Raw genomic sequence first — 18,576 nt, forward strand, 5'->3', positions numbered from 1 at the left:
GAGGCTTTCCACCACAGATCACGCTCCTTGGCGTGCAGGGACGCTTGCGGGGGCGGCTCGGCTCGCCCATAACAAGGGCAGGCCATGCATGTCATGCGCCTGTGTGGACAGGTCCGGCAAGGACTGTCCGAATGAAGAGAGAATGGGATGAGTGCCGTGGCAGAGACTGTGAACACGCCGGATGACGGGCAGAAAAGTTTCCGGCTGCATGATCGCCCGGTCACGGCCCGGCCAATCGAGCCTGCGCTCTATCTGGTGGCAACCCCGATCGGTAATCTCTCCGACATCACGCTGCGGGCTCTGGAAGTGCTGGCCGGGGCCGATGTTCTCGCCTGCGAGGATACCCGCGTCACCCGTGTGCTTCTGGACCGCTATGGTATCACCACCCGTCCCTATGCCTATCACGAATATAATGCCGAGGAGGTCGGACCGAAGCTGATCGAGGCGCTGTCGTCCGGTAAATCCGTGGCGCTGGTTTCCGATGCGGGGACGCCGCTGGTGTCCGATCCGGGGTATCGGCTGGCAAAGCTTGCCATTGAGGCCGGGCTGCGGGTCGTGCCTTTGCCGGGGCCATCAGCGCCGCTTGCAGCCCTGGTCGGCTCCGGCCTGCCCAATGATGCCTTTCTGTTTGCAGGTTTCCTGCCCACCAAGGACAAGGCGCGCCGCGACCGGCTGGCGCAATGGGCGGCAACACCGGCCACGTTGATTTTCTTTGAATCGCCGCATCGCATCGGCGCGACTCTTGCCGCAGCTGCCGAGGTATTGGGCGCGGAGCGCAGCGCCTGCGTCTGCCGCGAACTGACCAAGACATTTGAGGAATTCCGACGCGGCACTCTGGCGGAACTATCCGACTGGTATGATGACGAGCGCCAGGTCAAGGGTGAGATCGTGCTGGTGGTCGGGCCGCCGCTTCCCTCCGGTCCGCCGGATGCCGCCGATGTCGACCGGTTGCTGGTGCAGCTCGCGCAAACCCTGCCGACGGCGGGGGCGGCAACTGAGGCCGCCCGCCAGACCGGCCTGCCGCGCAAGGATCTCTATCAGCGCCTGCTGGAGTTGAAGGCCGGGTGAGGGCTCAGGAAAAAAGGCCGAAAGACACATCCGGCGCAGCGCGCAAGCGGGCTGAGCGGCGTGGCCGTTGGTCGGAATATCTGGCGGCTGCCTATCTTCTATCGAAAGGCTATCGGATCGTCGCCTTGCGTTACAAAACCCGCTCAGGTGAAATCGACCTTATCGTTCGGCGCGGGGATCTGGTCGTACTGATTGAGGTCAAGGCGCGGGCGACGCAGCAATCCGCTATCGATGCAGTGAGTTTTGAGAGCCAGCGCCGCATTCGCGCTGCCGGAGATCTCTGGCTGTGCCGCCAGCCGGATGCCAGCCGACTGTCGATCCGCTGCGACATTGTCGCGGTCTTGCCCTGGCGCTGGCCCCGGCACTTTTCTGGTGCTTTTTGATAATCCACTACCCCAGAGTATACCGAGTATTTATAGTAAGCATTTACATGGGATATTTTGTGAGGAATTCATTTTCACTGCCAATATGACTGTGCTGTCACAAAATATTCAATTCTCTGTCATCTTGGCTCACTAAGGGCATGCTCACCCCAGATTGGCGGAGAGGATCTACCATGTTCAAAAAGCTTTCGATGGCGGCGCTGGCCGTGACCGTATCGACCACATCATCATTTGCCGCAACCAATATCAGCTGGTGGCACGGCATGGGTGGCCGCAACGGCGAAGTCATCAATGAACTGTCGCAGAAGTTCAACGCTGCCCAAGGCGAATGCGTTCTGACGCCGGTGTCGAAGGGCTCCTACGAAGAAGCGCTTGCTGCTGGCATCGCTGCTTTCCGTTCGCACGATCAGCCCAACATTCTTCAGGTGTTCGATGCCGGTTCTGCGACGATCATCAATGCCAAGGGTGCCACTATTCCAGCAGAAGATCTGCTGCTGAAGGCCGGTTACAAGTTTGACCGCAGCGCTTTCATCGAAGGTGTGCGTTACTTCTACGCCGACAAGACCGGCAAGTTTGTTGGCATGCCGTTCAATTCCTCGGCACCTATTCTCTATATCAACACCGAAGCCCTGAAAAAGGCTGGTGTTGAAGCACCAAAGACCTGGGAAGAGTTTGAAGCCATTGCACCAAAGCTGAAGGCTGCCGGTTATATTCCGCTGGTTCAGTCGCAGTTGACATGGGAATTCACCGAGAACTTCTTCTCGCGCAACAACATCCAGTTTGCTTCGAACAACAATGGTTATGACGGTCTTGCCGGCACCACCATCAATGTTACCGATCCAAACCATGTGATGATGTATGACAAGCTGAAGGCCTGGAAGGACGAAGGTTACTTCGCCTATTACGGCGCAGGCTGGAACGACAACCAGAAGCCTTTTGAAGAAGGCAAGGTTGCGCTTTGGGTTGGCTCTTCCGGCTCGTTCGGTGGCTTGCAGAAGACCGCCTCCATGCCGTTTTCGGCAACCTTCCTGCCCTACTGGGGCTCCATCAAGGGTGCAGGCGTGCATAGCTTCATCGGCGGCGCTGCCCTTTATGCCATGTCTGGCAAGACGGAAGCTGAAAACAAGTGCACAGCGGCTTTCTTCAACTTCCTGACCTCGCCTGACATCCAGAAATTCTACCACCAGTCCACGGGTTATGTTGCCATCACCACGGCGGCTTACGAGCTGACCAAGAAGGAAGGCTACTACGAGAAGAACCCGGTCGCCGAAGTTGGTATTCAGCAGCTTTCGCTGCCGGGCGCTGAGTGGGACAAGGGCTATCGCCTCGGCTTCTACCCGCAGATCCGCTCGGTGATGGAGCGCGAATACAACAAGATCTTCTCAGGCGAAGTCACGCCAAAGGCGGCGATGGAAACCATCAAGAAGGAAGCGGACGAAATCCTGGCACGCTTCGCCAAGACCGCAGGCTGATACCTTAAAAATCCAGAGATGATGTCACCCGGAGGCGATCCATCGCCTCCGGGACTTGCTTTGAAAGGTTGCCGCGATGAAGCGTGTTCAGTTCAACTCGCGATTTCTGCCCTATTTCTTCTTGGCTCCGCAATTTTGCATCGTGGCCATCTTCTTCTATTGGCCCGCCGTGCAGGCCATCCAGTCGTCGTTTTATATTGAAGACCCGTTCGGCTTTGGCTCAACCTTTGTGGGACTGGCCAATTATGTCGATATGTTCAGCTCGTCAGAATATCGCAAAATCGCGCTGTTTACGCTGTGTTTCAGCGTGGTGGTGACGTTTTTGGTGCTGTCCATCGGAACCGTGCTCGCCGTGAAGGCTGATGCCGTGATCCGCGGACAATCGGCCTATAAGACCCTGCTGATCGTCGTCTATGCCATCGCGCCGCCTGTTGCTGGCCTGATCGGCATGATGTTCTTTGATCAGCACATCGGTCCCTTTGTGAAATTCGTTGCCCTGTTTGGCTGGGACATGAAGGTGGGCCTGAACTATTTCGACACCGCCTTTGCCATGGTGACAATCGCTGTGTGGAACCAAATCCCCTACAATTTCATCTTCATTCTTTCCGGCCTTCAGGGCATTCCGGCCTCCGTGCGCGAAGCTGCCACACTGGATTGCCGCTCCGGCACACGCCGGTTCTGGACCGTGACCATGCCGCTTTTGACGCCAACGGCGTTTTTCCTGCTGGTCGTCAACATGACCTATTCGCTGTTTGATACGTTCGGTGTGATCGACGTGATCGTCAAGGACAAGCCCGCCGATAACCCGATCACCCTGGTCTACAAGGTCTATACCGATGGCTTCCGAGGCAATGACATTGGCTCTTCTTCCGCGCAGTCGGTGATCCTGATGGTCGTCGTGCTGGTTTTGACAATGATTCAGTTCCGCTTCATCGAGCGGCGCGTCCATTACGGTTGAGGAGAAGACCATGTATAAAACCAAACTCTTCGACCATGTGATCTTACTCCTCGGTGTTATTGTGATGCTTGGCCCGCTGGTTGTGGCCTTCACCACCTCATCGCATACGGCAGCCGAAATCCACCAAAAGGGCCTGATGCTCTCCATGGGTGGGCATCTTGGCGAGACCTATAACAAGGTGTTGTTTGCCCAGACTGGCTTTAACGGCAAGGTCACGGGTCTCAGCATGCTGCTCAATTCGCTGATCCTCGGCCTTGGCTTTGCCATCGGCAAGATCGTTCTGTCGATGATGGCGGCTTACGCCATTGTCTATTTCCGGTTCCGCTTTGCCACACTGGCCTTCTGGATCATCTTCACCACGCTGCTGTTGCCGCTGGAAGTGCGCATCATGCCGTCCTACAAGGTGGCGAGTGATCTGGGCCTTTTGAATTCCTATACCGGCCTCATTCTACCGCTGCTGGCCTCTGCCACGGGCACTTTCTTTTTCCGGCAATTCTTTAAATCTGTACCGGAAGAATTGCTGGAAGCGGCCCGCATCGACGGTGCTGGTCCGTTCAAATTCCTGATCGATATTTTGATCCCACTGTCGCGCACCATGATTGCGGCGGTGTTTATCATCATGTTCGTCTACGGCTGGAACCAATATCTCTGGCCAATGCTGATGACCACCGATGAGAGCTTCTACACGCTGATGCGCGGTATCAAGCAGATCCTTCAGGTCTGGGTGGGCGCACAAATTCCCGATTACAACGAAGCCTTTGCCATGGCCGTGCTCGCTATGCTGCCCCCGATTATTATCGTGGTTGTGTTCCAGAGCTGGTTCATCAAGGGCCTCACCGAAACCGACAAGTAAAGGACAGTCCCATGGCTTCCATCGATATCAATCAGGTCTCGAAAATCTATGACGGCGGTGTGCGTGCGGTCAACAGCGTCGACATTCAGATCAATGACGGCGAATTCATCGTGCTGGTTGGCCCTTCCGGCTGTGGCAAATCCACTCTGCTGCGCATGGTGGCTGGGCTGGAAAGCATATCCGAGGGCGTGGTGCGCATTGGTGATCGAGTGGTCAACACGGTTGAACCGGCGGACCGCGACATTGCCATGGTTTTCCAGAATTACGCGCTCTACCCGCATATGACCGTGCGGCAGAACCTGGCCTATGGCCTGAAAAATCGGAAGACGCCAAAGGCGGAAATCGAAGCCCGGGTGGCTGAGGCCGCCCGGATGCTGGAACTGCAACCCTATCTGGATCGCAAGCCCAAGGCGCTGTCCGGTGGCCAGCGCCAGCGCGTTGCCATGGGCCGTGCCATCGTGCGCAAGCCTGCGGTCTTTTTGTTTGACGAGCCGCTCTCCAATCTCGATGCCAAGCTGCGTGTTTCCATGCGCGTTGAGATCCGCAAGCTGCAACGCCGGCTTGGTACGACATCAATCTATGTGACGCATGACCAGCTGGAAGCCATGACGCTGGCCGATCGGCTGGTTGTGCTGAACGGTGGCCGGATCGAGCAGATCGGCACGCCGCTTGAAGTCTATCACGCGCCCGCCTCGACCTTTGTCGCTAGCTTCATCGGCTCTCCCGCCATGAACCTGGTTACCGGCCGCCTGGATGGCAATCGTCTGTCGCTCTGGCCGGTCAGCTTCACCTTCGAGGACGAGACCGACTATCGCGGCGAAGTGACGATCGGCCTTCGGGCCGAGGATCTGACGGTTGCAACTCCCGGTCAGCCTTATCTGCCGTTCCGGGTCGATTATGTGGAAGAACTGGGTGCCGTCCGTCTCGTGCACGGTTTTGTCGGCGACCAAGTGATTTGCGCTTCGTTGCCGGTTTCGACCGTCCTGTCGAACGAGATGCGGCTGGGGGTCGATCCAGAGAAATTCCATTTCTTCGACCGGGAAGGTCGCCGCCTTGCTCTGCCCTTCGCTACGGCAAAGATGACCTTCGGCGCTCAGGCTGAGACGGTGGAGGCCTGAAAAGCCGGTCGCTCATTGTGCTTTCCCTGGCAAACGCTAAAATGCATGTGACTGGATTAACCCGAATTTGATAGGAGTCTCATAAAATTCTGGGACTTCACGGGGGACGTCTATGCCAGTCAAGCTTTTGTTCGCAGCCATGACCGGGGCAGCCATGGCTTTGCCGCGCTTTAGAGCGGAAGACACGCCACCGCTGGTGGCCGCCAATGCCGACCATCTGAGCCTGCAACCAGCGCCAATCAATCCGGACTGGATTCTTGAGGGCGATCCGCAGGCCCGGTTGGCCAATCACTCGCAAAGTCCTGATGAAGCAAGCTCGACAGCCGTCTGGGATTGTACCGCCGGCAGTTTCCGCTGGTATTTCGGCTGGGACGAGACGGTGGTGATCCAGGAGGGCGAAGTGCATGTGACCGCGCAGGATGGCACCGAGCGGTTGCTGACGGCTGGAGACATCGCCTATTTCAAGGGCGGAACCTGGGCCACCTGGCGCATCGAGACCTATGTGCGCAAGATTGCCTTTCTGCGTAAGCCTTTTCCGGAGCCAATCGCGACGCTTTACCGGCTTCGAAATGCCCTGCGGAGCGGATCGCGCGCCCCGCTTTGAGCGGGTGAAAATTTGGCCTCTGCCGGACGTTGCGTTCGCGGTCGCCGCGTCCTAAATCTTCCTCCAAATGCAACGCGAGAAAGATTATGGCCCAGATCCGCAATGTCGCCGTCCAGATGGACCATGTATCCTCCATCAATATTTCAGGGGATTCCACCTTCGCCATGAGCCTGGAGGCTCAGGCCCGTGGCTATAAGCTGTTCCACTATACACCCGACCGGCTGACCATGCGCGATGGTCGCGTCTATGCGACTGTGGAGCCGATGGAGCTGCGCGATGTGAAGGGCGATCATTTCACTCTCGGCAGCCCGGAGCGCGTCGATCTGTCGACGATGGATGTGGTGCTGCTGCGCCAGGACCCGCCTTTCGATATGGCCTATATCACCGCTACCCATATGCTGGAGCGCATTCACCCGAAGACGATTGTTGTCAACGATCCGGCCTGGGTGCGCAATTCGCCGGAAAAGATCTTCGTCACTGAATATGCCGACCTGATGCCGCCGACGCTGATCACCCGCGACCCGGCGGAAATTGCCGCTTTCCGGGCCGAACAGGGCGATATCATCCTGAAGCCGCTCTACGGCAATGGCGGAGCAGGGGTGTTCCACTCCACCCGCGACGACCGCAATTTCTCCTCGCTGATGGAAATGTTCGGCCAGATGTTCCGCGAACCTTTCATCGCCCAGGGCTATTTGCCTGCCGTGCGCAAGGGCGACAAGCGGATCATTCTGGTGGACGGTGAACCCGTCGGGGCGATTAACCGGGTTCCCGCCGAACACGATGCGCGCTCCAACATGCATGCCGGTGGCAAGCCGGAACCCACGGAACTGACCGCACGCGAAAGAGAAATCTGCGCCCGCATTGGACCAGCCCTGCGTGAACGCGGCTTCCTGCTGGTCGGCATTGACGTGATCGGCGATTACATGACCGAGATCAACGTCACGTCGCCGACTGGTATCCGCGAGGTGAAGAATTTCGGCGGCGCCGATATCGCCAGCCTGCTCTGGGACGCCATCGAGAAAAAGCGGCCCTGATCCCTGTTCGACACTAGATCGGAGAGGGTTTCCAGCGCCCCGCCAGGTTAGGTTTGATAAAACCTTCTGGCGTTGCGGGGTGCTGGAAGCGTTCCCTTTTGTTCTGAAAGCACAACCTGACACAACCATTTTGCCCTCGAAATGGGTCTTTGTTCATTTATTGTTCTTGTCGTCCTTTGTTTTTCATGCAAAACTATGGTTGCAAGAAATTGTAGCTTGCCCGTTACGGGTTTCGCTCGATGACTTGATTTAAAAAATTGATTTTAAACGCATTTTCTCTTTTTCGTCCGGCGAAATCCATGAAATTGCGTAGGGGCGGATGGACCGCTGCCGGCAAGGGGGCTGGGATATGGTTGCACGGGTGGGCACGGTTGCGTTTCAGGGCATTGATGGCGTGCCTGTCGATGTGCAGGTCATGGTCGCGCCCGGCAAGATTGGGGTGCAGATCGTCGGCCTGCCGGACAAGGCGGTGGCCGAAAGCCGGGAACGGGTCCAAGCGGCTTTGCATGCTTCCGGGCTGGCGCTGCCGCCCAAGCGGGTCACCATCAATCTGGCACCGGCGGATCTGCCCAAGGAAGGCTCACATTTCGATCTGGCCATCGCTCTTGGCCTGATGGCGGCGCTGGGCGCCATTCCCGCCGATGTGCTGGGCGATTATCTTGTGGTTGGTGAGTTGAACCTGGATGGCACGATTGCTGCCGTTGCCGGTGCTCTGCCAGCGGCCATGGCAGCCAATGCGCTCGGCAAAGGGCTGATTTGTCCGGCGGATAGCGGCCCGGAGGCGGCCTGGGCGGGGTCGGACATGGATATTTTAGCTCCCCGCAGCCTGATCGCTTTGGCCAACCATTTTCGTGGTACCCAGGTCCTGACGCGCCCGAATCCGGCCAGCCGGGCGCTGCCGGGTAATCTGCCTGACCTCGCCGATATTCGTGGTCAGGAAAGCGCCAAACGGGCGTTGGAAGTAGCCGCTGCCGGAGGCCACAACCTGCTGATGGTTGGCCCGCCGGGATCGGGGAAATCCATGCTGGCGGCCCGGTTGCCGTCCATCCTGCCGGTCCTTTCGGCGCCGGAGCTTCTGGATGTGTCGATGATCCATTCCATCGCCGGGCAATTGGCGGGCGGAAAACTGTCGGACCGCCGACCATTTCGCACGCCGCATCATTCCGCCACCATGGCGGCGCTGGTTGGCGGCGGCTTGCGCGCCCGGCCGGGCGAGGCTTCGCTTGCCCATAATGGCGTGTTGTTTCTCGATGAATTTCCGGAGTTTTCGCCGCAGGTGCTGGATGCCTTGCGCCAGCCGCTGGAAAGCGGCGAATGCGTTATCGCCCGCGCCAATCACCGCGTCACCTATCCGGCCAGCTTCCAGCTGATTGCCGCGATGAACCCTTGCCGTTGCGGCATGGCGGGTGAGCCGGGCCATACCTGCGCGCGCGGCATTCGCTGCCTGACCGAATATCAGGGCCGGATTTCCGGTCCGCTGCTGGACCGGATCGATATTCGCATCGATGTCCCCGCCGTTTCGGCCATGGACCTGATCAAGCCGATGGCCGCCGAAAAAAGCGCCGATGTCGCCCGCCGGGTCGCCATAGCCCGACAGCGGCAAACGGAACGGTTTATCGAGGCGGGCGTGCCTGAAATCCGCATGAATGCGCGGTGCTCGACTGCGCTGATCGAAAAACTGGCCGCACCTGACGCTGCCGGTTTGCAGTTATTGCGGGATGCAGCGGAGAAGTTCAAGTTTTCGGCCCGCGCCTATCATCGGGTGTTGAAAGTGGCGAGAACATTGGCCGATCTGGATGGCTCAGAGGCACTTGGTCGGATTCATCTGGCCGAGGCAATTTCCTACCGCATTCCCTCGGAACGCCTGACGGCTGCTGCATAACGAAACAGGACTGCGCCTGCTGCTGTAGCCCTCAGACTGCTGACAAAGGCTGCATTTATCCTCGACGTCATGCTCGGCCTTGTACCGAGTATTTACGCACGTCAATTTAAGTAACAACGTCAATGGCTTAATCAGCCACGACAGATCCTCGGGACAAGCCCGAGGATGACGAAATGCCGAGATCGGGGTTGTCAACAAACTGAGGGCTACACCTTATGCTGTAGCCCTCGTCTTCATTGTTTGATGCCGCCAATCGTATGGATCAGCGCATTGAATGCGATTATTCGCCAAGCCCGGCAAACAGCGCCGTCGACAGATACCGTTCGGCAAAGGACGGGATGATCACCACAATGGTTTTGCCAGCGTTTTCGGGGCGTTGGCCGACCTTGATGGCTGCGGTGAGGGCGGCACCTGATGAAATGCCGACCGGCACGCCTTCAAGCCGCGCGACCAACCGGGCCAGTTCAAACGCCTCGTCATTGGTAACGGTGACAACTTCATCGTAGATCCCGGTATCGAGGATCTTCGGTGCAAAACCGGCGCCGATGCCCTGGATCTTGTGGGGGCCGGGGTTTCCGCCCGACAGAACCGGGCTGTCGGCGGGTTCCACGGCGATCACCTGAACAGACGGTTTCTTGGCCTTCAGCACCTGGCCGGTGCCGGTAATCGTGCCGCCGGTGCCAATGCCGGAGACGAAGATGTCAACCTCGCCATTGGTGTCGTTCCAGATCTCTTCCGCAGTGGTCTTGCGGTGGATTTCCGGATTGGCCGGGTTTTCAAACTGCTGCGGGATGATCGCGTCGGGAATGGTTGCGGCCAGTTCCTCGGCCTTGGCAATCGCGCCCTTCATGCCCTTGGGGCCTTCGGTCAGCACCAGTTCGGCGCCCAGCAGCGCCAGCATCTTGCGACGCTCGATGGACATGGTTTCCGGCATGGTCAGGATCAGGCGATAGCCTTTGGCGGCGGCGGCGAAGGCCAGCGCAATGCCGGTATTGCCGGAGGTTGGCTCAACCAGAACGGTTTTGCCCGGTGTGATCGTCCCTTGCGTCTCCAAGCTTTCGATCATCGCCACACCGATACGGTCCTTGACGGAGGCAATCGGGTTGAAGAATTCCAGCTTGGCCAGAAGATGAGCCTTGACGCCCTTTTCCTTCGCCAGCTTGTCCAGCCGGACGATGGGCGTATCGCCGATGGTCTCGGTGATCGAACCATAGATACGGCCACGACCGGGCTTCTTTGCTTCAGACATGTGCGGTCCTCCAGAATAACGCGCTTTGCAGGGACAATAGGATCAAATCACCCAAGCGACCAGAACCCTTTGCCTATCGCCGTGGTTCCGGGGAGAAAAAAACCGCTGCAAAGCCAGCGGAAACAAATGTTTATTTCACGCCGCCTTTGTGGCGATATAGGCGGCGGTTCCGGCCAGAATGCTGGCGGCGGCCCGGTTGAGAAGTTTCAGCGCCGATGGCTGTTTCAGCAGCAGCCGGGCTTTGGCAGCCAGAAGAATATAGGGAATGAGCACGGCCATGAGCACCACAAATGTCGTGCCAACCAGTAACCCGTAATCCGACGGGCCGATGGCCTCGAGCGGAATGAGGGTCGGGACCAGAGCCACGTAAAACAGCATGGTTTTCGGATTGCCAAGCGTCACGAACAGGCCGGACAGGAAGGACGCCATCACGCCCGCACTTTTGCGCGCTTCGATATTCTGCGGCAAAAGCCCTGCCGTCCAAAGCTTCCAGGCGATATAGGCCAGATAGAGCGTGCCTGCGAATTTGATGATCAGGAACGGCGTCACGAATGTCTGGGCAATATAGGCAAGGCCGAGAATAACGGCGGTCAGATAGCAGAGATCGCCCAGGATCAGGCCCAGTCCCATGAAAAAGGTCGGGCGAAAACCGGAGCCAAGCGCCCGCGCCACAATTGCCGTCATGCCGGGGCCGGGAATGGCGGCGGCGATGAACAAGGCTCCGGCATAGGCAAGCAGGCTGGCAAGGGTCATGATAGGTCTCCATCGATACAAGCAGTGCTAATCCGCCCGGCTGCAACTTGCAACGGTGACACGATTGAAATTGCCCGGTACGGCACTTTCTGCTCTTTCAGTGGGTACAGCCTTCCGCCAAGGAGACATCATGCCCACCACTGCCTCACTTCTTGCTTTCGCCCTGATCTGCCTTGGCATGGCGCTGACCCCCGGCCCGAATATGGTCTATCTCGTGTCACGCTCCATCTGTCAGGGGCCGATGGCCGGACTGGTCTCGCTGGGTGGTGTCGCGTTGGGCTTCCTGATCTATATGCTGATGTCGGTCTTGGGAATTACGGTTCTGCTGATGGCTGTGCCTTATGCCTATGAGGCGCTGAAACTGGCTGGTGCAGCCTATCTCGCTTATCTGGCCTGGCAGGCGGTCAGGCCGGGCGGTCGTTCGCCGTTTCAGGTGCGCGAGCTGCCGAAGGACAGCCCCAGACGGCTGTTTTCCATGGGCCTCGTGACCAATCTCCTCAATCCGAAGGTGGCCGTTCTCTATCTGTCGCTGCTGCCGCAATTCATCGATCCCGCCAGCGGCAGCGTGTTTCTACAATCACTATTGCTCGGCCTCACCCAGATCGCCATCGGCACCACGATCAACGGAGTGATCGCGCTGACTGCCGGCTCCATCGCCCTGTTTCTCAGCCGCCGTCCGCTCTGGATCATGGTGCAGCGCTGGCTGATGGGCACGGTACTGGCTGTGCTGGCGGTGAGAATGGCAACGCAGGCGCAGCGCTGAGGTTAAAAATCGGCCATAGGCGACAGCATGAGCGGCCCTGCTGCGGCCTCCAGCCCGAAGCCCGACATCATCAAGGAGCAGGAGCCTTCGTAAGGTACAGGTTCGCCCTTCCAAGAGAGACGGTCGGGTGGGAAATAGGTTTCCACAGAGTCGGCTCGAACGTCGAGATGCGGCAGGATGGCACTTAACGGCGGAATGTCTTGAGCGACAATATCCAGAAGTTTTAAACTACCGTCGTCGGCGCATTTCCATGCAACAACGGCTTTGAGAGAAGGCAATAGGCTCAACGTAATCGATGCATCGAAATGAGCATTGAGAAGAAACATCTCTGTCTGGCTGACAACGGCGAAGTGGCGGGAGACCGGCTGGCGACAGGCAAGCATGTCACGCAAAAGGGTCAGATCCGCCGTCATTCCTAAATCAAGTTGTCTTGCGTTGCCGCCGATAATTGGCTGAAAAGCCGGAACTGAGCCGCCAAATTTACAATGCGTTACAACACGAAAGCCATAAGGCTGGTAAAGCGCGGGCTTGTCGGTCAGTAGAATTCCGGTTCGATATCCTGCTTGCTCTGCCCAGGTATAGGCGCGCTGCATGAGGTCGCGATAAAGGCCACGTCCTCGGAATTCCGGGCGGACTGCACCGGACTGATAGCCCGCAGCAGTCACCATCGTCCCGTTGATCATAAGGGGCATGGCGAAGACCGAAAAATTGGCGACACAGCGGCCGGAACGATCAAAATACCCAAACGGCATGCATGTGCGGTCGGGGCCGCCAAGTTGATCCTGCGCACTGATATCGATGCCGAAAATGTCATGCAGCAGATCGACAAGCCCTTGAAAAGCCAAGGGATCATTGAAATATCCTTGGCGCAATGTTAGCCCGTCCGGCTTCATGGTGTCCTTCAGACCCCCGTCGAGCCGAACCCGCCTGCACCACGCACGGTGTTCGATGTTTCGCTCACCTCTATCACCTGTACTTGCGTCACCGGCGCAATTACCATCTGGGCGATGCGCATGCCGCGGGTGATGGTGAAATCCTCGGTGCCGAGATTGATGAGCAACACTTTTACTTCGCCGCGGTAATCGCTGTCGATGGTGCCGGGCGTGTTGAGGCAGGTGATGCCGTTTTTGAAGGCGAGGCCGGAGCGGGGGCGGATCTGCGCTTCAAAGCCCTGGGGGATTTCCATAATCAGCCCGGTTGGCACCAGAGCGCGTTTTCCGGGGGTAAGGGTCAGCGGTTCGGCCTCGGTCACGGCTGCGCGCAGGTCCATGCCAGCCGCACCCGCCGTCTCATAAGCGGGCAATTCCAGCCCTTCACCATGGGATAGACGTTTGAGATGAAGGCATGGCGCGGACGTATCGTGCATGGGGATATCCTTTGTTTGCCGGGGTCAATTGCATATTGAACGCCAAAACGCTAGATAACCGGCCAGTTAAAAGGAATTCCTCACATGGCCGAAACGCTCGCAGAGGCGGTCTCCCGCCGCCGCACCTTCGCTATTATCGCTCACCCGGATGCTGGTAAAACCACGCTGACCGAAAAGCTGCTGCTGTTCGGCGGCGCGATCCAGCTGGCCGGTGAGGTGAAAGCCAAGAAAGACCGTATCCAGACCCGTTCGGACTGGATGAAGATCGAGCGGGAGCGCGGCATTTCCGTCGTCACCTCGGTGATGACCTTTGAGTATGAAGGCAATGTCTTCAATATTCTCGATACGCCCGGCCATGAAGATTTCGCCGACGATACGTATCGCACGCTGACGGCGGTCGATGCCGCTGTCATGGTCATCGATTCGGCCAAGGGTATCGAGCCACGCACACTGAAACTGTTCGAAGTCTGCCGGATGCGTGATATTCCGATCATCACCTTCGTCAACAAGATGGACCGCGAAAGCCGGGATATTTTCGAGGTTCTGGATGAGGTAGAAGAAAAGCTGGCGCTGGACACGGCCCCGATCACCTGGCCGGTCGGGCGCTCGAAAAGCTTTTGCGGCTCCTATAATCTGGTCGATAATACCTTCCGTGGTTCCGACAAGCAGGTTGAAGCCTTAGCTGTCAACAGCCCGAAGAATGTCGCTGAAAACCTGCCGGAAAACGAGCGTCAGACCTTTATCGACGAGCTGGAGCTGGCGCAGGAAGCCTGCCGCCCCTTCGACCGTCAGGCCTTTCTCGAAGGCCATATGACCCCGGTGTTCTTCGGCTCGGCGCTCCGAAATTTTGGTGTGCGCGACCTGATCAATGCGCTGGGTGATTTTGCCCCGCCGCCACGCGACCAGATGGCCGATATCCGCAAGGTGCATGCGGCGGAAGACAAGATGACGGCCTTTGTCTTCAAGATCCAAGCCAATATGGACCCCAACCACCGCGACCGCATCGCCTTTGCGCGGATTTGCTCCGGCAAGCTGGAGCGTGGCATGAAGGCGCGGCTGGCCCGCACCGGCAAGCTGATGGGCCTGACGGCGCCGCAATTCTTCTTCGCTTCGCAGCGGCAATTGGCCGATACCGCCTTTGCCGGTGACGTGGTGGGCATTCCCAACCACGGCACTTTGCGCATCGGCGATACGTTGACCGAAGGTGAAGCGCTTGTGTTTCAGGGTGTGCCGAACTTTTCGCCGGAAATCCTGCGCCGCGTGCGGCTTGAAGATGCGATGAAGGCCAAGAAGCTGAAGGAAGCCTTGCAGCAGATGGCGGAAGAGGGCGTCGTACAGCTGTTTTCGCCAGAAGACGGTTCGCCCGCCATTGTCGGCGTGGTCGGGGCCTTGCAGCTCGATGTGTTGAAGGAGCGGCTTTCGGGCGAATATACCCTGCCTGTGTCGTTTGAAATGTCGCGCTTTTCCGTCTGCCGCTGGATTTCTGCCGAACAGCCCGGCGAACTCGACAAGTTCATGGCGGCCCGGCGCGGCGATATCTGCCGGGATCTGGATGGAGATCCGGTGTTCATGGCGCAGGATGCATTTTCGCTGCGCTATGAGGCGGAGCGCTATCCGGCAATCAAGATGGTGGCCATCAAGGAATATCACGTCGCCAAGGCGGCGTGATCACTGATGGAAAAGAGTAAGACCGCATCAGGATTTTAAATCCTGATGCGGCATCACCCTGTTTTAAGCCGCTTCGGCGGACTTTTCCCTCGGCATTTCCATCAGATCCGACAGGAACGTGTCGCACCAATGGTTGACATCGTTGACCAGCAGATGGTCCATCATGCCTTTCCAGCGGTCTTGGCGCTCGGCAAGTGGCATGTCGAGGGCGCGGGCAATGGCCTGGGCCGTGCCTTCCGTATCGTATGGATTGACCAGCAAGGCGCCTTTCAACTCGCGTGCCGCTCCGGCAAAACGCGATAGAACCAGAACGCCGGGATCATCGGGGTCCTGGGCGGCAACATATTCCTTGGCCACCAGGTTCATGCCGTCGCGCATCGGCGTCACCAGCCCGACCTTGGCCAGCCGGTAGAGCCCGGCCAAGACCGGACGCGCCACCGAGCGGGTCATGTAGCGGATCGGTACCCAATCGACAGTACCCAGCGCGCCGTTCACGCGCCCGGCCTGTTCGGCCACGGTGCGCTGCATGGCCTCATATTCCGGCACTTCAGAGCGGGATTTCGGGGTGATCTGCAAATAGGTCACCTTGCCCTGATAGTTCGGATTGGCATTGATGAAATGCTCATAGGCATCCAGACGCTGGGTCAGGCCCTTGGAATAATCCAGCCGGTCGACACCGATCACCAGTGCCTTGCCTTCAATGCTTTGCGCAGCGCGCTTCACCATCACGTTGCGCACCGCCCTGCGGGCATAGGCGGCGAAGGCCGCCGTCTCAATGCCAATCGGATAATGACCCGCTTTGAACGTCCGATCATGGGATTTGATCTTGTTGCCGGAGATCGCCTCGCCAATCCCCTCGCGCACCAGGGCTCCGACGAAATTGGCATGGTCGAAATCGGTCTGGAAACCGACCAGATCGTAATGGGCCAGGCTTTCAATCAGCGTTTCATAGACCGGCATGGCAAACAGCACATCGGCGGGTGGAAGCGGGATATGCAGGAAGAAGCCGATCCGGTTCTTCACCCCCATCTGCCGCAATTCCTTGGCGAGCGGGATCAGATGATAATCCTGAACCCAGATCGTGTCGTCAGGCTTCAGCAGCGGCACCAGCCGTTCTGCGAAAAACCGGTTAACCCGGAAATAGCCGGTCATATCCTTGCGGGCATAATCGGTCAGGTCGAGACGGTAGTGAAAGGTGGGCCACAGCACGCGGTTGGCAAAGCCGTGATAATATTCATCGACATCGCGGTCGGTGAGATCAGTCAGCGCGTAGGTGATCTTGCCATCCTCGATCATCGCAAGCTCACCGGCCTCTTCCTCGCCGCTGGAGACGCCCGACCAGCCCATCCAGATGCCGCCCTTGTCCTCAAGGGCAGCCCGTAACGCGACGGCCAAACCTCCCGCCGGCGCTTTATTGGTCTTGTCGGGTACGGGAACACGGTTGGAAACCACAACAAGTCTGCTCATATCATTGTCCTTCTTATCGTTTTTCAGCCCAGAACGTCAGCTTGGACGAGCCAGCTTGGCGAGAATGTCCCGCAGTACCTGCGGGTTTGCCAAAGACTGGCTGGCCATACTGCCATCGAGATCGCCAACCCGGATCGACAAGCCGCCCAAGCGGTTGACGCATTCAAACATCGCCTCATCGGTCACGTCGTCACCAATGGCGATGGCAACGCGGTCGGTGAAAGGCAGCTCGGCCAGATAGGCCTGCAAGGCCCGGCCTTTGTCGGCACTGTCAGGGCGGATTTCGATGACCATCTTGCCGCGTTGCAGTTCATAGCCGGGACCTGCCGCCTTAAAGGCATCCGCCAAGGCTTTTTCCACCACGTCGGCACAGGCGGGAGCCTGGCGATAGTGAACGGCGATGGCGGCGCCCTTGTCCTCGACCAGCACGCCCGGCCAGGCCTGTTCGAGCTTTGGAAGGTCTTGCTTGACCGCCAGGAAAGCCGAACTCGGCTCACTGCGGATGACCGTGCCTTCCACAGTTCGCCGTTCGGTACCGTGCAATCCGGCAATCGGGAAATGCTTTGGCGCAAACAGCCGGTCAGCATAGGCCAGGGCCCGCCCCGTTACCAGCGCAAGCGCCCCGCCCATGCGTGTTGACAGCTTATCTAGGTCGTCTGCCAGCCCGACCGGCACACGGATTCCGTCCGGGCTTTCGGCAAGATCCAGCAATGTACCATCAATATCGAGAAACAATGCGTAGCGGTGAGGCTCGGCGTGGAGAAGATCAAACAACAGCGCTCCCGCGTCTTTTTGTTCGATTCGCGCTGGCGATCGCTTGATTGCCGATTGCTGGTTTTCCATATCCCGCCTCGTTTCACACGACCTGTCGACGCCTAGGTAACGATGGGTGTCCAGTTTGGTTCCCGAAAAATGCAGTTAATTGCGCAATGCAGCATAATGGGCGGGACCGTGACAGGAGCATGGAAAACTGCGATAGATCTGCCCAGACGTCCAGCTCTTCCACCAACAGGAGACGAGGTGTCGGGAGAATATTGACTTCGGCAGGGGCAATCATGACCGTTCAAACAAGCGTTGAAATGCCTTTGCCTCGTGTCGCCAATGTCTTGTCGATTGCCGGTTCCGATCCGTCCGGAGGCGCAGGTATCCAAGCCGATCTGAAAGTATTTTCGGCTTTGGGTGTCTATGGCATGGCGGCGTTGACGGCGCTGACAGCCCAGAATACCCAAGGGGTGGCGGCTGTTGAGCTGCTCGCTCCCGCGTTCGTCGCAAGGCAGGTTGAGACGGTTTTTGCCGATATCCGGGTCGATGCGGTGAAAATCGGCATGTTGGCCAATGCCGATATCGTCGGCGCTGTAGCCGCTGTACTGGCCGGTCATGGGGAAGTGCCGGTCATTCTTGATCCGGTCATGGTTGCCAAGGGTGGGGCCGCGCTGCTGGATGACAAGGCGGTGGGCGCGCTGGTTGGGCAACTCTTGCCGCGGGTCCGCCTGATCACCCCCAACCTGCCGGAAGCCGCTGCACTTCTGCGCGTTCCCGAGGCGGTGGACCACACCGGTATGGAGGCGCAGGCCAGGGCCTTGTTGGCGCTCGGCGCCAGAGCCGTGCTTCTGAAAGGTGGGCATCTGCCGGGCGACCAGAGTCCCGATCTGCTGGTCACGCCAACGCTGACCCTGTGGCTGGAAGGCAAAAGGATTGCCACCGCCAATACCCATGGCACCGGTTGCTCACTGTCCAGCGCCATTGCCGCCGAGCTTGCCAAGGCCATGGACCATGAGGCGAAGGATAGTGGAACAGACGACGCCTTGGCGAAGGCGGTCACGGTGGCAAAGGCCTGGCTGGCTGGCGCGGTTCGGTCGGCAGGGCAGCTGACTGTTGGCTCCGGCCACGGACCCGTTCATCATTTTTACCAAGCATGGCCGAAATAGCCGACGGCAG

General features: G+C 58.5%; 18 protein-coding genes. 12 read left to right on the plus strand and 6 right to left on the minus strand.

What is annotated here, in order from left to right:
• Positions 1-147 precede the first annotated feature (147 nt).
• The 9 genes from rsmI (at position 148) to ASB66_RS06380 (ending at position 9,372) form a co-directional block, all read left to right on the plus strand.
• A complete protein-coding gene (gene rsmI / locus ASB66_RS06340; protein WP_060719675.1) occupies positions 148-1,068 on the plus strand; it encodes a 16S rRNA (cytidine(1402)-2'-O)-methyltransferase in 921 nt (306 codons plus the stop codon).
• Positions 1,065-1,451 (plus strand): YraN family protein, encoded by a 387-nt coding sequence (locus ASB66_RS06345; protein ID WP_060719674.1) that lies wholly within the window; start codon positions 1,065-1,067, stop codon positions 1,449-1,451. Before rsmI ends, ASB66_RS06345 begins: the two co-directional genes overlap by 4 nt.
• 173 nt (positions 1,452-1,624) lie before the next feature.
• Positions 1,625-2,923, plus strand: coding sequence for an extracellular solute-binding protein (locus tag ASB66_RS06350; RefSeq protein ID WP_060719673.1), 1,299 nt, complete (start codon positions 1,625-1,627; stop codon positions 2,921-2,923).
• 76 nt (positions 2,924-2,999) lie between these two features.
• Positions 3,000-3,881, plus strand: coding sequence for an ABC transporter permease subunit (locus ASB66_RS06355; protein WP_060719672.1), 882 nt, complete (start codon positions 3,000-3,002; stop codon positions 3,879-3,881).
• 10 nt (positions 3,882-3,891) lie between these two features.
• On the plus strand, positions 3,892-4,734 hold the full coding sequence (gene ugpE, locus ASB66_RS06360) for a sn-glycerol-3-phosphate ABC transporter permease UgpE (protein WP_060719671.1): 843 nt from the start codon (positions 3,892-3,894) through the stop codon (positions 4,732-4,734).
• 11 nt (positions 4,735-4,745) lie between these two features.
• Entirely contained in the window at positions 4,746-5,852 is a 1,107-nt protein-coding gene (locus tag ASB66_RS06365; RefSeq protein WP_060719670.1) for a sn-glycerol-3-phosphate import ATP-binding protein UgpC, read from the plus strand.
• 112 nt (positions 5,853-5,964) lie between these two features.
• Entirely contained in the window at positions 5,965-6,456 is a 492-nt protein-coding gene (locus tag ASB66_RS06370) for a cupin domain-containing protein (RefSeq protein WP_060719669.1), read from the plus strand.
• Between the two features lie 86 nt (positions 6,457-6,542).
• Positions 6,543-7,490, plus strand: coding sequence for a glutathione synthase (gene gshB / locus ASB66_RS06375; protein WP_060719668.1), 948 nt, complete (start codon positions 6,543-6,545; stop codon positions 7,488-7,490).
• Between the two features lie 349 nt (positions 7,491-7,839).
• Positions 7,840-9,372, plus strand: coding sequence for a YifB family Mg chelatase-like AAA ATPase (locus ASB66_RS06380; RefSeq protein WP_114386452.1), 1,533 nt, complete (start codon positions 7,840-7,842; stop codon positions 9,370-9,372).
• Positions 9,373-9,652: 280 nt separating this feature from the next.
• Here ASB66_RS06380 and cysK read toward each other — a convergent pair whose 3' ends face one another.
• Both cysK and ASB66_RS06390 read right to left on the minus strand, forming a co-directional pair.
• Entirely contained in the window at positions 9,653-10,621 is a 969-nt protein-coding gene (cysK, locus tag ASB66_RS06385; protein ID WP_012654775.1) for a cysteine synthase A, read from the minus strand.
• Between the two features lie 135 nt (positions 10,622-10,756).
• Complete coding sequence (locus ASB66_RS06390; RefSeq protein ID WP_060719667.1) at positions 10,757-11,374, minus strand: LysE family translocator; 618 nt, start codon at positions 11,372-11,374, stop codon at positions 10,757-10,759.
• Between the two features lie 130 nt (positions 11,375-11,504).
• Here ASB66_RS06390 and ASB66_RS06395 point away from each other — a divergent pair, with 130 nt between their 5' ends.
• Positions 11,505-12,137 carry a LysE family translocator gene (locus ASB66_RS06395; RefSeq protein ID WP_060719666.1) on the plus strand — a complete coding sequence of 211 codons (633 nt, stop codon included), beginning with the start codon at positions 11,505-11,507 and terminating at the stop codon, positions 12,135-12,137.
• Between the two features lie 2 nt (positions 12,138-12,139).
• Here ASB66_RS06395 and ASB66_RS06400 read toward each other — a convergent pair whose 3' ends face one another.
• Both ASB66_RS06400 and dut read right to left on the minus strand, forming a co-directional pair.
• Positions 12,140-13,030: a GNAT family N-acetyltransferase gene (locus ASB66_RS06400; RefSeq protein WP_114386321.1), complete on the minus strand. Its 891-nt coding sequence runs from the start codon at positions 13,028-13,030 to the stop codon at positions 12,140-12,142.
• Between the two features lie 8 nt (positions 13,031-13,038).
• The gene (dut, locus tag ASB66_RS06405) at positions 13,039-13,503 is read right to left on the minus strand and encodes a dUTP diphosphatase (protein WP_156545110.1); all 465 of its coding nucleotides are present in this window, start codon (positions 13,501-13,503) and stop codon (positions 13,039-13,041) included.
• A gap of 84 nt (positions 13,504-13,587) precedes the next feature.
• Between dut and ASB66_RS06410 the strand changes: the two genes are divergently transcribed.
• Complete coding sequence (locus ASB66_RS06410; RefSeq protein WP_060719663.1) at positions 13,588-15,171, plus strand: peptide chain release factor 3; 1,584 nt, start codon at positions 13,588-13,590, stop codon at positions 15,169-15,171.
• A gap of 63 nt (positions 15,172-15,234) precedes the next feature.
• On the opposite strand, the gene otsA is transcribed toward ASB66_RS06410, so the two are convergent.
• Entirely contained in the window at positions 15,235-16,638 is a 1,404-nt protein-coding gene (gene otsA / locus ASB66_RS06415; protein ID WP_060719662.1) for an alpha,alpha-trehalose-phosphate synthase (UDP-forming), read from the minus strand.
• A gap of 36 nt (positions 16,639-16,674) precedes the next feature.
• A complete protein-coding gene (otsB, locus tag ASB66_RS06420; protein ID WP_060719661.1) occupies positions 16,675-17,481 on the minus strand; it encodes a trehalose-phosphatase in 807 nt (268 codons plus the stop codon).
• 212 nt (positions 17,482-17,693) lie between these two features.
• Here otsB and thiD point away from each other — a divergent pair, with 212 nt between their 5' ends.
• Entirely contained in the window at positions 17,694-18,566 is an 873-nt protein-coding gene (gene thiD / locus ASB66_RS06425) for a bifunctional hydroxymethylpyrimidine kinase/phosphomethylpyrimidine kinase (RefSeq protein ID WP_081089161.1), read from the plus strand.
• Positions 18,567-18,576: the final 10 nt, after the last annotated feature.

The organism is Gillisella vitis, assembly GCF_001541345.2.
In the GTDB taxonomy this organism is placed as follows: Bacteria; Pseudomonadota; Alphaproteobacteria; order Rhizobiales; family Rhizobiaceae; genus Allorhizobium; species Allorhizobium vitis.

Coding starts and splice junctions, on each gene's coding strand:
- rsmI (WP_060719675.1), top strand. CDS start 148: ATGAGTGCCGTGGCAGAGACTGTGAACACGCCGGATGACGGGCAGAAA.
- ASB66_RS06350 (WP_060719673.1), top strand. CDS start 1,625: ATGTTCAAAAAGCTTTCGATGGCGGCGCTGGCCGTGACCGTATCGACC.
- ASB66_RS06355 (WP_060719672.1), top strand. CDS start 3,000: ATGAAGCGTGTTCAGTTCAACTCGCGATTTCTGCCCTATTTCTTCTTG.
- ugpE (WP_060719671.1), top strand. CDS start 3,892: ATGTATAAAACCAAACTCTTCGACCATGTGATCTTACTCCTCGGTGTT.
- ASB66_RS06365 (WP_060719670.1), top strand. CDS start 4,746: ATGGCTTCCATCGATATCAATCAGGTCTCGAAAATCTATGACGGCGGT.
- ASB66_RS06370 (WP_060719669.1), top strand. CDS start 5,965: ATGCCAGTCAAGCTTTTGTTCGCAGCCATGACCGGGGCAGCCATGGCT.
- gshB (WP_060719668.1), top strand. CDS start 6,543: ATGGCCCAGATCCGCAATGTCGCCGTCCAGATGGACCATGTATCCTCC.
- ASB66_RS06380 (WP_114386452.1), top strand. CDS start 7,840: ATGGTTGCACGGGTGGGCACGGTTGCGTTTCAGGGCATTGATGGCGTG.
- cysK (WP_012654775.1), bottom strand. CDS start 10,621: ATGTCTGAAGCAAAGAAGCCCGGTCGTGGCCGTATCTATGGTTCGATC.
- ASB66_RS06390 (WP_060719667.1), bottom strand. CDS start 11,374: ATGACCCTTGCCAGCCTGCTTGCCTATGCCGGAGCCTTGTTCATCGCC.
- ASB66_RS06395 (WP_060719666.1), top strand. CDS start 11,505: ATGCCCACCACTGCCTCACTTCTTGCTTTCGCCCTGATCTGCCTTGGC.
- ASB66_RS06400 (WP_114386321.1), bottom strand. CDS start 13,030: ATGAAGCCGGACGGGCTAACATTGCGCCAAGGATATTTCAATGATCCC.
- dut (WP_156545110.1), bottom strand. CDS start 13,503: ATGCACGATACGTCCGCGCCATGCCTTCATCTCAAACGTCTATCCCAT.
- ASB66_RS06410 (WP_060719663.1), top strand. CDS start 13,588: ATGGCCGAAACGCTCGCAGAGGCGGTCTCCCGCCGCCGCACCTTCGCT.
- otsA (WP_060719662.1), bottom strand. CDS start 16,638: ATGAGCAGACTTGTTGTGGTTTCCAACCGTGTTCCCGTACCCGACAAG.
- otsB (WP_060719661.1), bottom strand. CDS start 17,481: ATGGAAAACCAGCAATCGGCAATCAAGCGATCGCCAGCGCGAATCGAA.
- thiD (WP_081089161.1), top strand. CDS start 17,694: ATGACCGTTCAAACAAGCGTTGAAATGCCTTTGCCTCGTGTCGCCAAT.